Genomic DNA, 20,224 nt, shown 5'->3' on the forward strand with positions numbered 1-20,224 from the left:
CGTCTGTGCATCAGTGACCGGCAGCCGCGTCGCTGGGCGCGCTGGTGGTGACTGACAGGGTGGTGTTGGTGGGGCGCCCGATCACGGAGGCCTGCAAGGCGGCATCGGCCAGCCAGAATTGCCTCTGCGCGTCCAGGGCCGCCGTGACGGCACCGACCTGGTCGCGCGCATCGGCCAACAGTTCGAACACGCTGATCAACATGCCGTTGTAGCGAAGCTGGTTCTCCTCCGCGATCACCTTGCGCACCGGCACCACTTCGTCGCGGTAATGCCGCGCCACGTCGTAGGCCGTCCGATAGGCCGAGTAGCTTTCACGCAGGCTGGAGCCTGCGGCACGCGCCGCCGCTTCGAGCTGGTTGGCGGCCGCCAGGGTTCGGGCGTTCATCGCGTCACGCTGCATGCCGCCCCAGTCAAAGACGGGCAGGCGCACCGCGATCTCCCAGCCGCGCGCGGTGCCGCGGGTTCCCGCAGCGTTGTCGAAGGTGGTATTGCGGCGCCCGGTGAGTTCGATATCGGTGAAGCTGGTCACCATGTTCAAGCCTTGGGCCTTGGCCGCGGCATCCAGCGCGGTCTGCGCCAGGCGAAGGTCCAGGCGCGCCCGGGTGGCCAGCGCGCCGACCGCCTGCGGGTCCAGCGCTTGCTTGGGCAAGTCGGGCAGGCGCTCGGGCAGCTTCAGCGCCTGCGCCTGGCTCTCATTCAGCCCCAGCAGGCGCACCAGCTCTTCCCGGCGGGCCGTGACCTGGTGCTGGGTCTCACTCAGCCGGGTGGCCGCATCGGCATAGAAAGCCTGCTCGCGCGCACGGGTGATGCGGTTGAAGTTGCCCACGCCTTGCATGCGCCGGGCCAGCTCGGCGCCCGCTTCGGCGCTGTCATAGACCTGCTTGGCATATTGGAGCGCCTGCTGTGCGGCCACGGCCCGCACCCAGGCCTGGCGCACCCCGGTGACCTGGTCCACCACGTTGCCGGTCAGGCGCAATTGAGATTGCTCGATGCGCCGGGTGGCGATGCCGTACCGGGTCGGCAAGGTCAACAGATCCAACAGGCCAAAGGACAGCGCTCGGCTCAAGCCCAGTTCCGGGCCGGCCGTCATGCGCTCGAAATCGAAAATGGGATTGGCAATCCGCCCCGCCTGGGCGGCGTCGGCCGCCTCGGCCCAGCCTTGCGCCAGCAGGGCCTGCAGGGATGGGCTGTTGCTCAAGGCCAGCTGGACGGCCTCTTTCTGCCCCAAAGGCTGCGCCAGCAGGGCTTCGGTGGCTTGCGCACGCCGGTCGCGCTCCTCCTGGGTGCGTGCCAGTGCCAGTTTGCCTTCGGTGAAGCCGCCCGCTTCGTCGTTGACGCGGCCGATGTTCTGCTCCAGGCTGACGCTGGCACATCCGGTCAGTACCGCCAGCCCGAGTGCAGACAGGGCGAGTCTGGCGTGCGAGGCACGCAAACGCATCATGGCGTGCCTCCCCCGTGATGACCTACATGCGGGTCGCTAGAGGGGGTGGCATCCTTGACGGACGCGGACTTGCCCGTCTTGATTTCCTTGGCATAGGCGCGCCAACCGCCGATTTGGCCCACGCGATCGTTGGCTTCACGCCAGGATTGCACCTGTTGATCCGCATAGGTCTGGTACGCACCGATAGCGGACGAATACTGCAGCTTCGTCGGCAGTGAAGGCTGGGGAGCTTCGGTATCTGCCGGGGCTTGTGCAAACGCCGCCCCTGCGAACAACGCCAGTGTCCAAGGCAACAGGGCCCTGAAAGGCGGCAGGTGATTGGAAGTGGCCATGGTCTCCTCTAGAAGAATCTTTGATCTCACGATAGGGAGATTCTGGAGAGGCCACCCTTTCAGCAAGATGTTTGCAACATTACATTCCTGTCAGCTTCATGCCGGCAGGCCTTACACGGGGCACACTTGCGCCAGAACCGCAAAGGAGCCGAACCGGTGAAGATATTGATCGTCGAAGACGAGCCCAAGACTGGTGAATATTTGCGCCAGGGCTTGAGCGAGGCCGGGTATGTCGCGGACCTGGTGCCCCATGGCACCGATGGGCTGCACATGGCCTTGCACGGTGCCTACGACCTCGTGATCCTGGATGTCATGCTGCCCGGGCTGAACGGCTGGCAGGTGCTGCAATCGCTGCGCGAGCGCGGCCTGCAAATGCCAGTGCTGTTCCTGACCGCACGCGACCAGGTGGAAGACCGCGTCAAGGGACTGGAGCTTGGCGCCGACGACTATCTGGTCAAGCCGTTCTCGTTTGCGGAACTGCTGGCCCGCGTGCGCATCATCTTGCGCCGCGGCCCGGCGGGCAACGAAGGCACCATGTTGCGTGTCGCCGATTTGGAGCTGGATCTGCTGCGCCGCCGGGTCTCGCGCAACGGCAAGCGCGTGGACCTGACGGCCAAGGAATTCGGCCTGCTGGAACTGCTGATGCGTCGCCACGGCGAGGTGCTGCCGCGGTCCCTGATCGCATCGCAGGTGTGGGACATGAACTTCGACAGCGACACCAATGTCATAGAGGTGGCGATGCGACGACTGCGCATGAAGATTGACGAGGGCCACCCGGTCAAGCTCATCCAGACCGTGCGCGGCATGGGTTATGTGCTCGACGTACCGCAGGAGGAATAGGTGTTGCTTCGGGTTCGTTGGGGCCGGTTGCCGCTGACACAGCGCCTGACCCTGCTCTTCACTGCGGTGGCGGCCTCGGTGGTGCTGGGGCTGGGCGCCTTGTTTCTGGTCGAAACCGAGCGGCATTTCATCGAGCTCGATCGGATGGCGCTGCAAGACAAGCAACACCTGATCGAGGAAATTCTGCGCAATGCCAACTCGGCGGACGACGCTCGCCGGCGACTGGGCGAGGCCCTGAGCTATCACCATGATCTCTACGCCCAAGTCCAGGATGGACAAGGAGCAGTGGTCTTTCAATCCCGAGGGTTCATCCCCACCATGCGCGGCGATATGCCTCTGCGCGCCGGTGAAAACAAGGTGTTTGGGGTGTTGCGGCACGACGGTGCCCGGTTCCATACACTGGTCTTCAAGGCCGCCCCTGCCTACTCCAGCACCCCCCTGATGGTCTGGATCGCGGCGGATACGGATCACCACACGCAGTTTCTCAACGGCCTGCGGCGCAGCTTGGCCCTGTATGTGCTCGCCGCCATCGCCATCTGCGGCCTGCTCTCGTGGTTCGCCGCGCGCCAGGGGCTGGCGCCCTTGCGCGACATGAAGTCACGGGCCGCCAAGGTGACGGGCCAGAAGCTCGGTGAGCGCATGCCCGTGCAGGCCGTGCCGGTGGAAATGGCCGACCTGGCGCAAGAGCTGAACCGTATGCTGGATCGGCTGCAGGAGGACTTCCAGCGCCTGACCGATTTCGCGTCGGACCTGGCACACGAGCTGCGCACCCCCATCAGCAATCTGCTGACCCAGACCCAGGTGGCGCTGGCGACCAAGCGCGATGCCGCAACCTACCGCGACATCCTGGCCTCGAACGCCGAGGAATTCCAGCGGCTGGCGCGCATGGTGTCCGACATGCTGTTCCTGGCCAAGACCGAGCGCGGCGTGGATCTGCCGCACAAGGAGCGGTTTTCCGTCCGCCAGGACGCGCAGGCGCTGCTCGACTTCTACGAGGCCGTGGCCGAGGAAAAGCGCATCCGGCTGCGCCTGGAGGGCGACGGCGAGGTCGAGGGCGACCGCCTGATGTTCCGCCGCGCGGTGAGCAACCTGCTGTCCAACGCCCTGCGCCACGCGCCCGAGGCCGGCGACGTCACCATCCGCATCGCCACCACCGTACAGGCCACGACAGTGGCCGTGGAGAACACCGGCGCCGACATCGACGCCAAGATTCTGCCCCGGCTGTTCGACCGCTTCTACCGCGCCGATGCTTCCAGGATCCATCCGGACACCGACGGATCGGGCTTAGGTCTGGCCATCACGCGCGCCATCGCCGAGGCCCACGGCGGCCGCGTCACGGCAAGCTCGGGGCAAGGGCGCACCTGCTTCACCCTGGTGTTTCCGCATCGCGTCGCGAAACCCTGAAGCTGACAACAAACTCATCGGGCCGTCTAGATTCTGTTGGGGTGCGCTCCCTACGATGAACACATCTCCTCAGCGCCTAACCAAGGCATGGGAGATGCAAGTTTCATCCACCTTTGTCAGGAGCTTCAATCATGACCCAACAACGCCTCTCCCTTTCTTCCATGATCGCCGCTGCAGCCGCAGTGGCTGCCCTGGGCCTTCCAGGGATGGCTTCGGCAGCATACGAGCATCCCGCCAACAACGAACAGGGCGTCATCGTTCATCCAGAACACTTCAAGAGCGAGAAAACGCGAGAGCAGGTCATCGCGGAGACCAAGGCTGCTATGCAGCAAGGCCGTCTTTTCTACGGAGAAGCCAGCAACTACCCGCTTCCCGTTCCTGACGCCGGTTCCGGCAAGACGCGTGCGCAAGTCATCAACGAACTGTTGAGTGAGTCGGCCGCCGAGCGCGATGCGCGTATGCGCCTTTACTCTCCGGGCTGATTCTCCTGCTGCTACACCGACAACATTGATCCGGCAATTCAGGATATGCCGAGGCGACACGTGATGTCTCGTGAAGCAGTGCTGCTTATAACCACGCCCGGCAGCCGATCTCAAACGCTTGCCGTGTGAGAAGCCGCACGCCCGAAATCAGTCATTTCTTCTCGGGTGCCGATCTCGCCCGAACAATTCCCCGAACATATTCCTGACCTTGGCGTCAGCACTGCCCAGTGTGGCACGATCCTGTTCGGTGACGGCAATGCAACATCAGACACTGGGTGCCGACGCTGAACTCGTGGCCGCAGTGGAGCAGACTCTTGATGACAACGTGGCCGAAGAAGACCTCTTCGGCGGTGTGATGCAGCAATTCCGCCGTGCGCTGAGCAATCTGCTGTCCAATGCCACACGCCCGAGGGCGGTAATACCACCAGACGCATTACCCATACGGTAGAAGCTACCACGGTTGCGGTAGAGAACGGCTGCACAGACATCGTATTTGAGGGAGGTCAGCAGCTGTTTGACCGCTCCTACCGCGCTAACGCCGCGCAGGTTCATCCCGACATCGATAGCTCTGGCCTGGGCCTGGCCATCACGCGCCATCGCCCAGGCCCACGGCGGCAGCGTCACGGCGAGCTCGGGCCAGGGGCGCACCTGCTTCACCCTGGTGTTTCCGCATCGCGTGGCCAAGCCGCGAAGCTGACAACAATCTCATCGGGCTGTCCAGATTCTGTTGGGGTGCGCTCCCTACGATGAACCCATCTCCTCAACGCCCGTCCAGGGCATGAGAGATGCAAGTTTCATCCACCTTTCAGGAGCTTCACCATGACCCAATACCGCCTCTCCCTTCCCTCCATGATCGCCGCTGTCGCAGCGGCGGCTGCCCTGGGCCTTCCAGGGATGGCTTCGGCGGCGTACGAGCATCCGGCCAACAACGAAAAGGGCGTCATCGTTCATCCGGAGCACTTCAAGAGCGGGAAGACGCGCGCGCAGGTCATCGAGGAAACCAAGGCCGCCATGCAGCGGGGACGTCTTTCCTACGGCCAGAGCAACTTCCCAATCCGCACGCCCGATGTGGGGTCTAGCAAGACGCGCGAGCAGGTGATCAACGAACTGTTGAGCGAATCGCCTGGCGAACGAGACGCACGTCTGCGCCTCTACTCTCCGGGTTAATGGCCTCCCGTTGGAGTTGCGGCTGGGCACGTTGAATCCATTCTGTGAAATCGTTGGCGTCGGCCTGACTAATTTTGGGACAGCCCAGGCCGTCGTCCAATTTCCCAAGACACCCCACCGCCGCGCACTGTCGCGGCAATTTGTTGTCCCAACCGCTGCTCGATTACTGGCCGCCACGGCACCAGGCTGAATCTCATGCCGTCATCAAGCATCGCGTAACGCCCGCTGGCCAGCATCACGCTGCGCCGGTAGATACCCGCCACGCGCTGCCCGTCGGCCACGGGCCGATGCTCCAGGCCAGCGTCGGCTGCAATGTCCTTGGCGGCCTGAGCCAACTCCCTGCCGCGCAGCGTGCCCAGCAGGTTTCGCGCGAGGATCACGCGCTGCCCGCGCCGCTCGGCCAGACCCTGTTCGGCCAGGAAATCGGCGCGCTGCTGCATCGCCTGCTTGGCTTCGCTGCCAAAGCCTAGGTCGCCCAGCCCCTTGCCGCCGCCGATCAACTGCTGGTCGAGCCAGGTGGCGCCGATGATGCGGGCCTGGCGCTCGATGGGCAGGTGCGATTTCAGCTCCACGGCCACGCCGCCCAGGCGCTGAGCGTCGTACTGGCGGCCACGCTCGAGCAGGTCGTCCGGCACTTTCCATAGCCCCTCGGCCACGCGCTCCACGATGCCCGCCCGGCGCAGGGCTTCCAGGCGCCGAACGTGGGCTGCTACGACTTCGTGCGGGTCGCGGCCCGGCACGGCCTGACCCTGCGCCACGGCCAAGTGATGGTCAGTACGGTAGAGGCCATCACTCGCCAGCGCGGCGATGTTCTTGTCGGCCGCGCGCACGTCGGCCGATCCCTTCACCTCCACCACGGCGCCGGTCGGGTAGTTCGCCAGCTCGTCGCGGACGTTGAGCGCGACGTAGTGGGCTTTGCCGTCCACGCCGTCGATGACCAGATAGCCCCGGTCGCGCAGTTCGTCGGCCAGCCCCTTGGCTGTCACGCGGCCGAGGATGGTTCGGGCATCGTCCCCCGGCTCGAACACCGCCAGCTCGCGCGGCTCGCCGCGCATGGCCCGCTGCATGGTGCGGATGATGTCGCCACGCTCACCCAGGGCACGCAAGGTCTTCTCGGCGTCGGCATGAACAGCCCAGGTGCCCGGCTGCATCTCGTCGGCCAGGCCCAGGCGCTGCAAGCGTTGCAGGCGACCGATCAGCAGCAGGCGCTGGCGTTGCAGTCGTGGATCGTTGAAGCATTCGATCTGCACTTGGCCATCGTCGCCCAGCTCACGCTTGAGTGCGCGATCCAGGCTCGTCCACCGCTCTTGCTCCACCTCGCGCTGTAAGGTCTGCTGGATCTCCAGCTCGGTGCGCGGCCCCAGCCATTCGGTCGCCAGTTCGGCGGCGCGATGGCGGAAGCCATCGGCGATGTAGTCGCCCGCGATGATGAGGTCTTTGCCGGTGTCGTCGCGCCCGCGCACGACGATGTGCGTGTGCGGGTTGTCGGTGTTCCAGTGATCGACGGCCACCCATTCCAGCCCCGTGCCCAGGTCGGCCTCCATGCGGCCCATCAGGTGCCGGGTGTAGGTGCGCAGGTCTTCCAATTCCGCGCCATCCTCGGGCGAGAGGATGAAGCGGAAATGGTGCCGGTCGTCGGCGCAGCGTTCCTTGAACGCATCGAGGTCGGCTTCGTCGGTCTGCGGCCCGTAGGCTTGCCCCGGCTCGCCATCGCGCCCCACGCCGTCGCGCTCGATGTAGCGCAGGTGCTTGGCGAGCGACTGCGGGCTGGCCTGGCGCTGGTTGACCAACAGCGTCTTGATGGTCACACGCCGAGACATGGGCGTCAGCTTCGCGCCCGCGAAGCGCGCCGCCGTGTGGCCGCGTCCCAGGCGCGAGCCGGGCCGGTGGCCGGTTCCGGTGCCCTTACCACTGCCGCCAGGACGGCGCACCGTGAACTTGCCGCCGCTGGCCTTGCCCGCTTGCTTGAGCACCTTGGAAACGAAGCTCTGGCCCCGGTTCTTCGGCGCGCTGGGACGGATGCGGAAATCATCGTCGCGGCGGTCGGTCATGGCTGTGCTCCCTGCAAGCTCTGGCGTGTCCTGTCGTGCGAAGCACGCGGACATGCTTGCATCGGCGCGGGCCTCGCGCCCCACGCGGCACGGCGGCGAAGCCGCTGCGTGCCGCGCCACCCCCACGTGCAGACTGGCTTTGCGGGCCGACAGGTGCCGCACCCTTTTGTCTTGCCTTCCGCCTTTGCCCCTCGCTGTCGCTCCGGGCGTCGGCGGCCCGGCGGCCCTGTGCTGCTTGCAGCCAGCGCGCCGGCGAACGCAGACACGGCCCCAGGCCAGGCGCGTTCGAGGCAAGACGCCTGCACGTTGGACGGCTGCGCCGAAGGCAGCGCGAAGTGCGGCGCGAATGCACCCGCACTGCACGCGCGACGACATGTGGAAAGGCACCGGACTGGCACGCCTGATAGCACGATGACGCGCAGCGAATCGGCGCCCATCATGGTCGTGTCTCCAGCCAGACCGGTTGCGCGACGCCGATCACGGCGGATGCGCTGACCGGCCCGAAATACCGGCTGTCGAACGACGCCGGGTTGGTCACACTGAGCAGGAACAGTTCACCGGGTTCGAGGCGACGGCATTGCTGCCAGGACGGCAGCGGCCGGTCCCAGCGGTCAGCGGGCAGCACGGTGGCCGAAGGCACGTCGTCGATGCGGACGACACCGCCAGCGGTGCACACCTCCTGCGGCGCGACGGCACCCACGCGCTTGAGTAGCGGCACGCGCGCCGGCAGGTAGCCGCGCTGCGCGGCCAGCGCGGCGGCGTCTGGCGGCAGCGTAATCAGGACGATGCTGCCGACGGAGAAGGAATGTGGCAGCGAGTCAATGCCGTGGCCCTGCGGATCGACGCGATACCAGCCGATCGCCACGCTGTCGGACGGGTTGTAGATCAGGCGCGGTAGCGGATGCACGAAGAACGCCCAGGCCAGCGCAGCGAGGCCGCAGGCGGACAGGCCCGCCAGTACGAGGCGAGCGCGCAAACGTGCGCGGGGCGAGCGAGGACGCGGCGCGGTGCCGGCAGTCGAAACGGCGGTCATGGCAGCGCCCTCCCGGCCAGCCAGGCGGTGTGCCGCTCGGCGGTGTATTCGGGCAGCGGCAGGCGCGCAGCGAGCCGGTTGGCGAGCGTGCGCCAGTACGCGGGTGAGGCACCGACCGGCGCAATGCCCAGCGCCTCGATGGCGTCGATGCGCTCCAGCACGGCGCGCACCTGATCCTCGCCCTCGGCGTGCAGCAGCAGGCGCGCGCCCGGCTGCACGCCAGGGATGCGCTGCGCCGCATCCAGCGGCGTGCAAGCCTGCATCACCATGAGCTGCCAGCGAATCGTGCCGTAGTCGTTGGCCTGCCAGCGGATGCGGCAGAACATCGCGCCCGGCAGGAACACCGCGCAGCGCCGCCAGCGGTCGATCTGGAGCGTGCGCACGGGTTCGCCGAAGCGCAGGTAGAGCTTGAAACGCGGTTCGATGTAGGCCAGTGCCACGCGCGTCAGCGGCGTGCTGGCAGGTTGGCCGGAAGGTGCTGCGAGCGCAGCCGTGGTCGCGCCAGCAGCAGGCGAAGCGGATGCGTTCATGGTGTGTTCTCCCTGCGTTGCTCGGGAAACTCGCGCTCCAGCAGGCCGCGCAGCAGGTCGACCACCGTCACGCCCTGCGTGAAGGCCAACACCTTGATGCGCGAGCGCATGGCGGGCGTGATGTCGAGGGTCAGACGGGCGGTGTAGAGGTCGCCCTTGCCCAGCGCATCGGCGTCGCCCTGGCGAATCCACGCCTCGGCGTGCGGATTCGCGGGCGGACGCGCGCCGATGCCGACGCGCTTTGCCGTGCGTTTGCTGTTCGTTGGCGGCTTCGCTGTCATGCCGGCCACCGCAGCAGTTCGTCCACCAGCGCGGTGATTTCGCGCGCGGCGGTGCTGTCGGGCGCCGTCTCGCGTGCAAGCCGGCCAGCGGCCACGCTGTCGGCGAACACGATGCGCTGATGCACTTCCGCGCGCAGCGCAGGAAGCGGCTGGTCGGCGAGCGCCTGGCGCGCTTCGCGCCCGATCACGGTGGTACTGACGCGCCGATTGATGACGAAGGCTGCGGCGAGCAGCGGCCGGAACACTTGTGCCTCGCGGATCAGCGCCACCATCTCGGCGCTGGCCCACAGATCGTAGGGGCTGGGCTGCACCGGGATCAGCACGCGCTCGGCCGCCAGCAGCGCGGAGCGCGCCAGTGCGGCGATGCGCGGCGGGCCGTCGATGATGACGTGATCGGCACGTCTGGCGAGTTCTGGCGCCTCTTGATGCAGCGTTTCGCGTGCGAGGCCCACGGCGCTGAACAACCTTGGCAAGCCTTGCTGGCTTCTGCGCTGCGTCCAATCCAACGAAGAACCTTGCGGATCGGCATCCAGCAGGATCACCGATTGCCCCCGCATCGCCAGCTCGCCGGCAATGTGCGTGGCGAGCGTGGTCTTGCCGACGCCGCCTTTCTGGTTGAGCAAAGCGACGATCATGGCCTGGCCCTCCGTGTTGGAAAGCCGGGCTGTTGCTGCTGGTTTTCGAGCCCTTCGTTCGCCGGTTTGGTGGTTGTCCACCGAGGCGCGGCGCTTCTACTACCAGTTAGAGTTTTTAAGTTAGGGAAGTTAAGGGAGGCCGAAACCCGCGCCAGCATTGGCTTTGCGGGCGATGGACACGCCTGATAGCACGATAGTCCCACGCCTGATAGCACGATACCTGGCACGCCTGATAGCACGAGCCCGTCCACAGGCTTTACCGCAGTTATCCCCGTGCCGTGAACGGCACGGGCCGGAAGGTCAGCAGCTCGGCACCGTTGTCCGGCATCCGCTCGATGCCCAGGACGTAGCCAGGCAGTGACTGCCGCGCGACCAGCGCGCGCAAGTCGTAGGCGAAGTCCGAGAAGCGCGTGGCGCTGCCCGATTTCCGATACAGGTGTCGGAAATCGAACTGCCAGCCGCCCGGCTGCCTGCCGCCGTGCTTGCGCACCAGGCGATAAAGCCACCGCTCGATGCCGCCCGTCAGCCTGAAATACGCCGGGTCGATGGTCAGCACCAGGGCCGCATCGAACACGCCCGCATAGAACCAGTCCGGCAGGATCAGCTCGATACCCAGCGGCGTGCCGCTGGCATCGGCCAGCTCCTTCCATTCGTTGATCCACGAGAAGCGGTGCAGGCGCCGCCCGGTCGTCTCGCGGATGGACGTGGCCACCGTGGTCGATTGCAGGCGATCCAGCGCGGCCTTGAGGCGCTGGTAGTCGCGCAGCGACTTGCCGCGCCCGATGAAGCGCAGGATCTCGTAGGGCGTGGCGCGCATCAGCCGCGACGGCCGCAAGCCCGCGTCCTTTGCTTCCACGATCTGCGAGGCCGCCCAAATGAGGATGTCCGCATCCCAAATCGTGGCGATGCCGTGCTCCTGCGTGCCTTCCACGCGGATCGTGACGTTGCCCGCCCGGAAGTCGATGGGCTTGACCCGCTTGGACTTGCCGAGTGAGAAGAACGGATAGGCCATCAAATCCTGGCTGTCGCGCGGTGCCATGTCGCCCGGCAAGGCGTGGAACAGGTTGAGCTGTTCGCGCTCTTGCAACGGCCGCTGCCGGGACGGCAGCGCGGTGCTGGACATGGCGATGGCCTGCCGCGCGCCGCCGATCAGCGCGCACGGCTGTCGGCCGAGTGCTGCTCAGCGTATTCGGGATCAGAAGTCGTCTCAAAGCTGCGATCCGCGGCCCACGCATCGAGGTCGGCCACGGCGTACATGACGCGCCGGCCGAACTTGCGAAAGCGCGGGCCGCCGCCGATCACGCGCTGCTTCTCCAGCGTGCGCGGCGACAGGCGCAAGTAGTCGGCGGCTTCGTCGTTGGTGAGGTAACGCTGCGGCTGCGCAGCGGCAGTGGTCGAGACAGTGGCGGCAGGCCGCAAGGGAGCGGGACGCATGGTGTGAACCTCCATCGGTTGAAAACGCCCGGCCACACAGCGCAACCGGATGGAGGCAGTCTCAGAAAATGCGGCCCTTTTGCTCAGGGCCGTTTTGCGTCGCCTTCAAAACGACCCTTCTCAAGCGGGGACAGTTGTGCTAGGCGGCGGTAGCCGCCGCGCATCAGCGCATCGCCACGCCGTGCCAGGCGGCGCACCTTCGAGCGCAGGCCGCCGTCGCTGTACCAATCGACCACGGCATCGGCGCCGAACAGCCCTTCGGCGACGTCGCGTGAGGACGCGCCCGCCAGGGTCGCGTCCAGCGCCTGCAAGGTGTGCAGTTCCAGCAGCGCAGCGGGGGGCGGCCTGGGCCGGGCCATTGGCGCCGGCGTGTCGGGCGCATGCGTGACGCCGCGACCGCGATAGGCATGGGCCACGGCCATGCCGTCTTCCAGGCCGGGCGCCAGTACGAAGCGCTGCCAATGGCCGGGGCTTCGCGCGATCAGCATCAGCCCCTTGCCGTCGTGCAGCAGTTGCTTGTGGCCGGGGATGCGCCAGAACGCGAAGGTGGTGGCACCCTGCGGCGGATCAGCGTCCGGATAGAGCTGCACCACGGCATCGTGGCCGGGTACCCAGGCCGGATACGCCTCGCGCGCATCCAGGGCCGGGTCTTCCAGCAGGCGCAGGCCCCAGCGCTGCGCAGCATCGGGGCGGCGCGCACGGCGCAGCCAGTCGAGCCGGTAATCGGGATGCCTGCGCAGGTACTCCCAGGCCAGCGCGAGTGCATCCAGGCCCAGGATGTAGAGGTAGGCAGCGGTCGGATACCAGTGCGCGAGATGGTGAGGGTTGCCCATGATCGCCAAGCTCCTGTCGAAGATCAGGAACGTCGTCACGGGCGTTCAACACGGGGCTATCGCAGACGATCAGCTGCCATCACAATCGGGTTGGGCTGTAACATTGGGTGTCAAGACCGATGGGCTCCGGTGTATTGCGAAATTCGTCCGAATACGACGACCGCGCAATTCCAAAACATCGCGCGGCATCAGATACCGTGCCGCAAGCTGCATGAAAGATCGTGACTGTTTCCAGCACAAGTACAGGGCCTGCGCGCAAGAGTGCTGATTGAGACGTGGTGAGTCTGGAGCCAGACTGAAATAGTCTGAATGCGCCCCACTTGGCTGACGCGCGAACGTTTCAATCGACGACGGAACCGTTCTTCTGCGCCAGCCGCAGGTATTCCGACAGAGGCCGCACCGCCTGGAAATACCGATCCCGCATCACCGGCTGCTGGCGGGGCCCAACGATGGCAGCGAGGTCGGAGAGCTTCACCGTTCCCAGCTCGGGCATGCTGATCCCGAGGTCGATCAGGCCGTGGGCCGTATCGCCATCGGCCGGGTCAAGTGCAGCCAGCAACCAGGTGGCATGGGCATCCGGCGTGAACAGCCGCACCACGGGCAGCGGGTCGATGGCTTGGCCAGCGGCCCGGGATTGGCCGTGGGCCAGCAACTGCCTGCGCTCGTCTTCGGTGATGAGTCGGTTCATGGCAATCCCTTCTTGCTGCACAAATCCGCCAAAGCGTGAAAGCGTAGAACCGGATCGACGGGTTTGAGGAAAACCACGGATGCGGTTTTGCGCTTGCGTCGGAAGCCGTGAATACGGATTGCCATAAAAGCACAAGAGCGATAATCGGTCAGTAATGAACACTATAGGTTGTAGCTCTATAAGGCGCAATCAACTGTCATCTTGGATTTCGGGGAGATCCAAGGTTGGCAGCGAAACACACATTGTCGGAGGCGTTGAAGACCATCAGGAAGGCGCGTGGACTGAGCCAGGAAGCCTTCTCGGATGTGTCCAGCCGTACCTACATGAGTTCGCTGGAGCGCGACCTGAAAAGTCCCACCTTGAACAAGCTCGCCGAGCTGTGCGAGGTCATGGAGGTTCACCCGCTCACGCTGTTGACGCTGGCCTATGCCGGCGACGACGCGCAGCGGGCCGAGCAGCTTCTGGCACAAGTGCGGCAGGAGCTGGAGGCCATGCTGAAGAAAGACGATGCGCAGTAGCCTGCATTGGCGTTGGCCTGGCCGATCCGGCACAGCCGGTTCGGAGTTTTCAGGGGCGCCAAGCGTCGCGCGGCGGGGATAGCCGCAAGGCTTTCCCCTGGAGGCAAGCAAAGCGCACAGCGCCGCAGGCGCGAAGGCGTGAGGGATTGAAGCCGAATGGCCGTGACGGCGCAGCCGGCACGGGGCCCAGCCCGAAAGCCCGGCGGTGCAAAGCACCGGCACGCCATGCTGTCCGTGCAACCACGGTCTCAACGCTGTAACAGGCCGACACGGGTCGCGCTCCAGTGACGATGTTGCCTCCATGCCGTGCTGCGAAAGCAGCCCAGCGCCCCGCCGCTCGGGCGGGGCGCTGGGCGGCCGTCAGGCCGCCTGGGGCTTGCTGCGCGACCAGATCAGCGTATGCGTGCCGTCTTCGTCCTCAATCAGCCGGGCATAGACCGTGGCCGGGAACGAAGGATCGTCGAGGGTCACGGACACGTAGGGCCGTTCGGCCTTGCTGACCTTTTTCCACGCCGCGCCGATGTCGAAGCCTGCCGCCTGTACCCGGAAGTCCGGGGCGTGCTCGTTGTCCCCCTTGTCGTTGGGAACCAGCTTGGCCTTGATGTTGAGGGTCAGGGTGCGCAGCGTGCCGGTGAAGCCGTCTTTGTCCGCGGTGAAGGTGCCGATGGTTGCCATGATGAATCTCCTTACGGTTGAACAAGGTTCGCGCCTATCGCGTCCTTGTTGTGATCCGACCGGCGGTGGACGGGCGGGCTGCACCGCTTGCGGTCGCAACGCAGTGGAGAACCGGGGGGCAAAAACAATTTGTCCTGCGAGGAGCCGCACAGCGGCGGGGAAATTGTTTTCGCCGGACGGTTGCAGCCATGAAGCCCGAGGCGCAGCCGCGCCCCCGCCAGGATTCACAAGAACACAAGGACGCCTTGGGCCGAACCACCCCCCATCCGAAAGGAGCCATGGCCACCCCGGCATCCCCGCACGAAGGCTTCAGCGGCACGCCCCCTGACTCGACAAGGCCATTCCCCAACGACCAGCGGGAATGCGCCTCATCCCATGCAGGCGGTCATGCTGAACGCACGGTGTGGAGTCCCCAGCAAGGCCGAGCGACCATCCGTGAACCGTCCTTCGTGACAACACGGGCAATGAGCCCCCAGCGTCGTGGACGGCACGCATTCGCACAACCTGCCGCAGCAAGCCCCGGCGTACCCACCGGGCACTGCCCATGCGACGGGGCGCTGGCCCGGCCGATCCGGCGCTGCCGGTTCGGTGGTATCGAGGGGCGCCAAGCCTGCGCGGCGGGGATAGCCCGCAGGGCTTTCCCCCGGAGGTAAGCGCTGCGCCGCAGGCGCGAAGGTGCGTGAGGGATAGCCGCCGAATGGACGTGACGACAAAGTCGGCACGGGGCGCAGCCCAATAGCCCGGCGGCGCATTGCGCCGATACGCCCTGCTGCATCAACGCTCAAACCAGCCCCGCATCATCGAGGCGTTATGGAATCGGTGTAAGGTGATATTTGCCCCTCGATTCGTAAGTTCACCCTCCATGACAGGCCGCTCCTCCATCCTCGCCGCCCTGGCCGCCGCACTGCTGTTCGGTGCTAGCACGCCCTTCGCCAAGCAGATGGTCGGCGACGTGTCGCCCATCATGCTGGCCGGCCTGCTGTACCTGGGCAGCGGCATCGGCCTGTGGACCGTTCGCCTCATCAGAGATCGCGGCTTTGCCGCGCTCGGCCTGCCCGCGCGGGAATGGCCCTGGCTGCTTGGCGCCATCGCCAGTGGCGGCGTGCTGGGCCCCTTGCTGCTGATGATCGGGCTGGCGCACACCACGGCCGCCGATGCCTCGCTGCTGCTGAATATGGAGGCGGTGCTGACGGCCGTGCTGGCATGGGTCGTCTTCCGGGAAAACGCCGACCGACGCATCGTGCTGGGCATAGCCTTCATCGTGGCGGGTGGCCTGCTGCTGGCCTGGCCGCAACACGATGGCATGGGACAGAGCAGCACGCTGGGCAGCTTGGCCGTGGCCGGCGCCTGCCTGTGCTGGGCCGTGGACAACAACTTGACGCGCAAGGTGTCGGCCTCTGATGCGGTTTTCATCGCGGGCACCAAAGGACTGGTGGCGGGCGCCACGAACCTCGCGCTGGCACTGGCGCTCGGCGCAACGCTGCCGGCCTGGCCGCGCGTGGCACAGGCCATGAGCGTCGGACTGGCCGGCTACGGCGTCAGCCTGGTGCTGTTCGTGCTGGCCTTGCGCGGCCTCGGCTCGGCCCGCACGGGGGCGTACTTCTCGACAGCACCCTTCATCGGAGCCGCCATCGCCATCGTGGCCCTGGGTGAGCCGACCTCGGGTGTGTTCTGGCTGGCGGCGGCGCTGATGGGGGTGGGCGTCTGGCTGCACCTGACCGAGCGGCACGAACACGCGCACACGCATGAGCCCCTGGCACATGCCCACCGGCATGTGCATGACGAACACCACCGCCACACACATGACTTCCCCTGGGATGGCGTCGAGCCGCACGCCCACCCGCATCGGCATGAGCCCCTCTCGCACCGCCATCCGCACTTCCCGGACGTGCATCACCAACACAGCCATTAGCGCATGTGAGACCAGGCCCTGACCGAGCCGGCATAGCCGGTTCGGCGGTGCAGCAGGAGCGCCAAGTGCAGCGCCGCAGGCGCGAAGGCGTGGAAATCTAAGCTTCGCGGGTGTCAGTCTGACCCCAAAGCATGAATGATGGGGCAGTTCCCCTTCATCGCACCTGCATCGCACTGGCACAGCAGTGCCGTGAGTGCCTTGCGCATTGCCACCAAATCGGCCAGCTTGGTTTCGATCGTTTGTAGCTTGTGCGAGGCCAGTTCGCGCGTTTCGGCGCAGGCATGGGCCTCGTCGAGTTTGAGCAGGCCGCCGATCTCCTCCAGTGTGAAGCCCAGCGCCTGCGCCCGCTTGATGAAGCGCACGCGCTTGACCGTGGTGGCGTCGTAGCGGCGATACCCCTGGGCCGGCTTGTCCGGCTCCGGCATCAGTCCGCGCCGCTGGTAGTAGCGGATGGTCTCGACGTTGACGCCGGCCTCGTCGGCCAGGCTCCCTATCGTCAGCTCGCTCATTGTTCGCCCCCTTGACTCCGTAGCATGGTACGGAGTTTAGAGTGGCAAGTATCGAAGACGTTTCCACACACCCATGCCCACCTTCAACTTCAAGAACTCGCTCGTCGCCGGGGCGCTGGCCGCCATCGGCGCCTCGGTGTGCTGTGTGGTGCCGCTGGTGCTGCTGATGATGGGCATCGGTGGCGCCTGGATCGCCAGTCTCACCGCACTGGAGCCGCTGCGGCCCTGGTTCATTGCGGCAACGTTTCTGTTCGTGGGTTTGGCGTTCCGGCGTCTGTACTTTCAGCAGCCGGCCTGCGAGCCCGGCGACGCCTGCGCCCGATCGAGCGTCCTCAAGCGCCAGCGGCTGATCTTCTGGATCGTCGCGCTGGTGCTTCTCGCCTTGTTGTCGGTGCCCTGGCTGGCACCCTTGTTTCTCTGAAGGAGCCCTCATGCGTAAATCAGTCGCATCACTGCTCGTGGCACTGTCGCCGTTCGCTGCCCTGGCCGCAACGCCGCAGACGGCCACGCTCCATGTGCAGAACATGACCTGCGAGCTGTGCCCGGTCACGGTGAAGAAGTCCCTGGAGAGATTGCCTGGCGTCAGCCAGGTCAGGATCGACTTCGCCAAGAAGACGGCGACCATCACGTTCGATGCAGACCAGGCCCAGGTCTCGACACTCGTCAAGGCGACCACCGACGCGGGCTACCCTTCGACGGAGCGCAAATGAGGGCCGGCACACCCACGCTGGAGTCGGTACTGACCTGCCCGCACTGCGGCCATGCTACGCATGAGACCATGCCGACCGATGCCTGCCAGTTCTTCTACGAGTGCGAGCAGTGCAATACGTTGCTGCGGCCAAAGACGGGAGACTGCTGCGTTTTCTGCTCCTACGGATCGGTCAAGTGCCCGCCTGTGCAAATGCAGCGGGGGGTGCTCAAGTTGCAGTGCATGAGGGACGCCTGCCACGCGGCGGCCATCTGACTCGTTGTGTAGGCATGCCACTCGGGTATTGCAGCGCCGCCGCCCGAGCATGAGCGAGGGCGGCGGTGTGGTATCCAGGTTGTTCGGATTTGACACCGGGTGCGGCCACCGCCGCACCCGGATTTTTGAATCCACCGGCCCCAGCGGTAAAACGCTGGGGCCGGTGCCGATGACGGTTATTCCTTCGTCTCGATGATCCACCACACGGCGCGCACCAAGGCGCGGCCCGTGATGGGGTGAACGTCGGTGAGGTCGGCGCGGGCCGTCCAGCCCGAGGGCGGGCGGTAGCCGCGTACGTCGCCATCGCCGTGCCAGCGGCGGGCGCGCACCGTGCCGGGGGCGTAGATTGCAGCCATGCGCGGGCGGCTGGTAGTGGTGCGGGTCATGGGCGGTTCTCCCTGAAAGGATGCGCCCCGGTTGAGGCCGGGGCGCTCTCCTTCGGCACGGGTCAAGCTGCCAATGCCTCGGTGGGTTCATCCGCCACGGCTTTGGTATCGTCCGGGGCGTCCTGCTTCGGGCCTTCTTCCTGCGGCTCTTCGGCCTTGAAGATGGCGGGCATCCAGCCCGTACCCTCGGCCAGTCGCGCCGCCTCGCTGGCAATGTCGGCCTTCTTGAGCTTCGCCAGCCGGTTGACGGAATCCGGCGCAAACTCGCCCACGGCATCCAGAATCACGGCCTTCGGAACGTGCTTAAAGTAGCCTTCCGCAGTCGGCTTCCACCATGCAGCCATATCAAGGCCCACTGCCTGCGCCAGTTCCGCGCCGGGCTGGTGCGGCGTGGCGCGTGGCGTCACCACGTCCACCGTCGAAGCCACGCACACGGCCAGCAGCTTCACCAGCTCGCCTTGCTCCATCGCCAGCAGCGCGGCGAACAGTTCGGCGCTGTCCTGCGGCAAGGCGTCGCCCGTGACTTGCTGCAATTCGCGCAGAGCCACGGCGGCGGGCGATTCCGGCCAGTCCGGGGCCATGCCTTCCAGCCGGTCTTGCACCGTGAGGCGCACGCCCAGCGGGAGGTCGTGGCCGTGGTAGCGGCCCTGCAGGACGGTCTGCACCATGCCATACACCAGTGCGGCCAATGCCACCTGCGGATGCTGGGCCACCTCGATTTGCAGCGCGGCGGTGCGGTGGGCGCTCAGGCGCTGAGCCAGCCTGTCGGAAATCGCTGCGACCTTGGGCGCTTCGTCTTCCTCGCCTTCGTCCTCGTTCGCGGTATCCGCGCCGCTGAAACCCTGCCGCAGCTTTTCCAGCGTGCGAAGGGCTTTCGCCTCGACCTCGCGCAGCAGCCCACGATGAATCACGGCCTGCCCGTTGCGGTCGATGGTGATGACGGCACCGGCTGCGGCCTTCACGTTCGAGGCATACCCTTGCAAACCATCCTCCAGCGCCTGCAACTGCTCGCCCAGGGCTTCGCCTTCCTCCTGCAGAGCATCGGCCTTGTCCTCGTCCTCGGCGTCCATCGCGGCATCCACAGCTTCGGCGACTTCCTGCATCTTGGTTTGCAGCTTCTCGATGCGCTGCGCTTCGCGCTTATTCGGCTCGCGGCGTTCCCTCGGAGCACGTTGGAAGGCTTGCAGGTCGGCATACGTGGTAGCGGGCGCAGCGTCCACCCACGCCCATCCCTCGGCGCGAACCGTGGCGGCGATGCCCGTCAGCTTGTCTTGCGCCAGCCGCTCCAACAAACCCGCATCGTTGAGATACACGCCCGCGTCATCTTCCGCGAACAGATCGCGCCGGATGCCACCGCCTGCGGCTTCGTAGGTATCCAGCCCCACAAACCGCACCAGCGGATGCCGATGGGCGTCAATTTCGCGCTCGGTCAGCCGTTCCCGCAATGCAGACGGGCCGCGCTGCCACTGCGGCGCATCGTAGAACGCGCTTTCCTGCGCAGCGTGGTCATCGGTGATGGATAAGGCCATCAACTGATCGAGCGTGACGGCATCGGCGCGATAGTCGGCTATCAATCGCGGCGAGACATTGGCGAGTTTCAGGCGGCGTTGCACCACCAGCGGCGTGACGGAAAAATCCGCTGCAATGTCCTCAATGGGTCTGCCTTCGGCCACCAGCGCGGCGAATGCCTCGAACTGGTCGGCGGGGTGCATAGCTTCGCGCTGCACGTTCTCGGTGAGGCTGGCCGTGCGGGCCGTGCCGTCGGCCACCAGCAGGCAAGGCACTTCCCATTCCTTGCTGATGCGGTGCTTTTTCGCCAGCAGCTTCAACGCGGCCAGCCTGCGGCCACCGGCCACCACCTCGTAATGCTCGCCATCGGCGGATGCAATCACGATCAGGTTTTGCAACAGGCCCACACGCTGGATGGATGCAGCCAACTCGGGAATGGACATGCGCGGGGTCTTGCGCACGTTGCGGCCCGTGGGGCGCAGCACCAGCCGCGACAGCGGCACCAGAATCAGGTTCTTCGTGGGGTCGGCAGCTTCCAGCGCAGGGGCTTGGATGGCGCGGGCTTCGGTTTGGGTGACGGCGTTCATGGTGAATCTCCAA

Annotated in this window: 25 protein-coding genes; 10 read left to right on the plus strand and 15 right to left on the minus strand. The window is 66.0% G+C overall.

What is annotated here, in order from left to right; all coding sequences use genetic code 11:
* Positions 1-10 precede the first annotated feature (10 nt).
* Positions 11-1,441 (minus strand): TolC family protein, encoded by a 1,431-nt coding sequence (locus tag P4826_RS00530; RefSeq protein WP_201395712.1) that lies wholly within the window; start codon positions 1,439-1,441, stop codon positions 11-13.
* Positions 1,438-1,773: a hypothetical protein gene (locus tag P4826_RS00535; RefSeq protein ID WP_201395711.1), complete on the minus strand. Its 336-nt coding sequence runs from the start codon at positions 1,771-1,773 to the stop codon at positions 1,438-1,440. The genes P4826_RS00530 and P4826_RS00535 overlap by 4 nt, the downstream gene beginning before the upstream one ends.
* Before the next feature lie 156 nt (positions 1,774-1,929).
* On the opposite strand from P4826_RS00535, the gene P4826_RS00540 reads away from it, so the two are divergent.
* From P4826_RS00540 to P4826_RS00560, 5 genes are all read left to right on the plus strand, one after another.
* Positions 1,930-2,613, plus strand: coding sequence for a heavy metal response regulator transcription factor (locus tag P4826_RS00540; RefSeq protein WP_201395710.1), 684 nt, complete (start codon positions 1,930-1,932; stop codon positions 2,611-2,613).
* Positions 2,614-4,017 (plus strand): heavy metal sensor histidine kinase, encoded by a 1,404-nt coding sequence (locus tag P4826_RS00545; RefSeq protein ID WP_201395709.1) that lies wholly within the window; start codon positions 2,614-2,616, stop codon positions 4,015-4,017.
* Between the two features lie 131 nt (positions 4,018-4,148).
* Positions 4,149-4,499, plus strand: coding sequence for a DUF4148 domain-containing protein (locus P4826_RS00550; protein ID WP_103045646.1), 351 nt, complete (start codon positions 4,149-4,151; stop codon positions 4,497-4,499).
* A 514-nt stretch (positions 4,500-5,013) separates the two neighbouring features.
* The gene (locus tag P4826_RS00555) at positions 5,014-5,196 is read left to right on the plus strand and encodes a hypothetical protein (protein ID WP_317702092.1); all 183 of its coding nucleotides are present in this window, start codon (positions 5,014-5,016) and stop codon (positions 5,194-5,196) included.
* Positions 5,197-5,318: 122 nt separating this feature from the next.
* The gene (locus tag P4826_RS00560; protein ID WP_317702093.1) at positions 5,319-5,666 is read left to right on the plus strand and encodes a DUF4148 domain-containing protein; all 348 of its coding nucleotides are present in this window, start codon (positions 5,319-5,321) and stop codon (positions 5,664-5,666) included.
* Positions 5,667-5,734: 68 nt separating this feature from the next.
* Here P4826_RS00560 and P4826_RS00565 read toward each other — a convergent pair whose 3' ends face one another.
* The 9 genes from P4826_RS00565 to P4826_RS00605 form a co-directional block, all read right to left on the minus strand.
* Positions 5,735-7,717 (minus strand): relaxase/mobilization nuclease domain-containing protein, encoded by a 1,983-nt coding sequence (locus tag P4826_RS00565; RefSeq protein ID WP_201395708.1) that lies wholly within the window; start codon positions 7,715-7,717, stop codon positions 5,735-5,737.
* Positions 7,718-8,153: 436 nt separating this feature from the next.
* Positions 8,154-8,750, minus strand: coding sequence for a S26 family signal peptidase (locus P4826_RS00570; protein ID WP_317702094.1), 597 nt, complete (start codon positions 8,748-8,750; stop codon positions 8,154-8,156).
* Positions 8,747-9,280: a DUF2840 domain-containing protein gene (locus P4826_RS00575; protein WP_317702095.1), complete on the minus strand. Its 534-nt coding sequence runs from the start codon at positions 9,278-9,280 to the stop codon at positions 8,747-8,749. The genes P4826_RS00570 and P4826_RS00575 overlap by 4 nt, the downstream gene beginning before the upstream one ends.
* On the minus strand, positions 9,277-9,561 hold the full coding sequence (locus P4826_RS00580) for a chromosome partitioning protein ParB (RefSeq protein ID WP_317702096.1): 285 nt from the start codon (positions 9,559-9,561) through the stop codon (positions 9,277-9,279). Before P4826_RS00580 ends, P4826_RS00575 begins: the two co-directional genes overlap by 4 nt.
* Positions 9,558-10,196 carry a ParA family partition ATPase gene (parA, locus tag P4826_RS00585; RefSeq protein ID WP_317702097.1) on the minus strand — a complete coding sequence of 213 codons (639 nt, stop codon included), beginning with the start codon at positions 10,194-10,196 and terminating at the stop codon, positions 9,558-9,560. Before parA ends, P4826_RS00580 begins: the two co-directional genes overlap by 4 nt.
* Positions 10,197-10,461: 265 nt before the next feature.
* Positions 10,462-11,319 carry a replication initiator protein A gene (locus tag P4826_RS00590; protein ID WP_317702098.1) on the minus strand — a complete coding sequence of 286 codons (858 nt, stop codon included), beginning with the start codon at positions 11,317-11,319 and terminating at the stop codon, positions 10,462-10,464.
* Between the two features lie 26 nt (positions 11,320-11,345).
* Entirely contained in the window at positions 11,346-11,630 is a 285-nt protein-coding gene (locus tag P4826_RS00595) for a helix-turn-helix transcriptional regulator (RefSeq protein WP_317702099.1), read from the minus strand.
* Positions 11,631-11,713: 83 nt separating this feature from the next.
* The gene (locus P4826_RS00600) at positions 11,714-12,463 is read right to left on the minus strand and encodes a DUF2285 domain-containing protein (RefSeq protein WP_317702100.1); all 750 of its coding nucleotides are present in this window, start codon (positions 12,461-12,463) and stop codon (positions 11,714-11,716) included.
* A 340-nt stretch (positions 12,464-12,803) separates the two neighbouring features.
* Positions 12,804-13,151 (minus strand): DUF2958 domain-containing protein, encoded by a 348-nt coding sequence (locus tag P4826_RS00605; RefSeq protein WP_201395700.1) that lies wholly within the window; start codon positions 13,149-13,151, stop codon positions 12,804-12,806.
* 224 nt (positions 13,152-13,375) lie between these two features.
* On the opposite strand from P4826_RS00605, the gene P4826_RS00610 reads away from it, so the two are divergent.
* A complete protein-coding gene (locus P4826_RS00610) occupies positions 13,376-13,669 on the plus strand; it encodes a helix-turn-helix domain-containing protein (RefSeq protein WP_201395699.1) in 294 nt (97 codons plus the stop codon).
* A gap of 360 nt (positions 13,670-14,029) precedes the next feature.
* On the opposite strand, the gene P4826_RS00615 is transcribed toward P4826_RS00610, so the two are convergent.
* Entirely contained in the window at positions 14,030-14,344 is a 315-nt protein-coding gene (locus tag P4826_RS00615; RefSeq protein WP_201395698.1) for a DUF736 domain-containing protein, read from the minus strand.
* Between the two features lie 862 nt (positions 14,345-15,206).
* On the opposite strand from P4826_RS00615, the gene P4826_RS00620 reads away from it, so the two are divergent.
* Positions 15,207-16,256, plus strand: a complete 1,050-nt coding sequence (locus tag P4826_RS00620; RefSeq protein WP_201395697.1) for a DMT family transporter — start codon at positions 15,207-15,209, stop codon at positions 16,254-16,256.
* Between the two features lie 113 nt (positions 16,257-16,369).
* On the opposite strand, the gene merR is transcribed toward P4826_RS00620, so the two are convergent.
* Positions 16,370-16,765 carry a mercury resistance transcriptional regulator MerR gene (gene merR / locus P4826_RS00625; RefSeq protein ID WP_201395696.1) on the minus strand — a complete coding sequence of 132 codons (396 nt, stop codon included), beginning with the start codon at positions 16,763-16,765 and terminating at the stop codon, positions 16,370-16,372.
* A gap of 73 nt (positions 16,766-16,838) precedes the next feature.
* Here merR and P4826_RS00630 point away from each other — a divergent pair, with 73 nt between their 5' ends.
* The 3 genes from P4826_RS00630 to P4826_RS00640 are packed head-to-tail and all read left to right on the plus strand — an operon-like array spanning position 16,839 to position 17,729.
* Complete coding sequence (locus tag P4826_RS00630) at positions 16,839-17,186, plus strand: mercuric transporter MerT family protein (protein ID WP_201395695.1); 348 nt, start codon at positions 16,839-16,841, stop codon at positions 17,184-17,186.
* Positions 17,187-17,196: 10 nt separating this feature from the next.
* The gene (locus P4826_RS00635) at positions 17,197-17,475 is read left to right on the plus strand and encodes a heavy-metal-associated domain-containing protein (protein ID WP_317702101.1); all 279 of its coding nucleotides are present in this window, start codon (positions 17,197-17,199) and stop codon (positions 17,473-17,475) included.
* Complete coding sequence (locus tag P4826_RS00640; RefSeq protein WP_317702102.1) at positions 17,472-17,729, plus strand: GDCCVxC domain-containing (seleno)protein; 258 nt, start codon at positions 17,472-17,474, stop codon at positions 17,727-17,729. The genes P4826_RS00635 and P4826_RS00640 overlap by 4 nt, the downstream gene beginning before the upstream one ends.
* 176 nt (positions 17,730-17,905) lie before the next feature.
* Here the strand turns inward: P4826_RS00640 and P4826_RS00645 are convergent, their stop codons facing one another.
* Together P4826_RS00645 and P4826_RS00650 are read right to left on the minus strand one after the other, a co-directional pair.
* Positions 17,906-18,115, minus strand: coding sequence for a hypothetical protein (locus tag P4826_RS00645; RefSeq protein WP_201395693.1), 210 nt, complete (start codon positions 18,113-18,115; stop codon positions 17,906-17,908).
* 62 nt (positions 18,116-18,177) lie between these two features.
* On the minus strand, positions 18,178-20,211 hold the full coding sequence (locus tag P4826_RS00650) for a ParB/RepB/Spo0J family partition protein (protein ID WP_201395692.1): 2,034 nt from the start codon (positions 20,209-20,211) through the stop codon (positions 18,178-18,180).
* Between the last annotated feature and the right edge of the window lie 13 nt (positions 20,212-20,224).

The organism is Diaphorobacter limosus (genome assembly GCF_033100095.1).
Taxonomy (GTDB): Bacteria; Pseudomonadota; Gammaproteobacteria; order Burkholderiales; family Burkholderiaceae_C; genus Alicycliphilus; species Alicycliphilus limosus.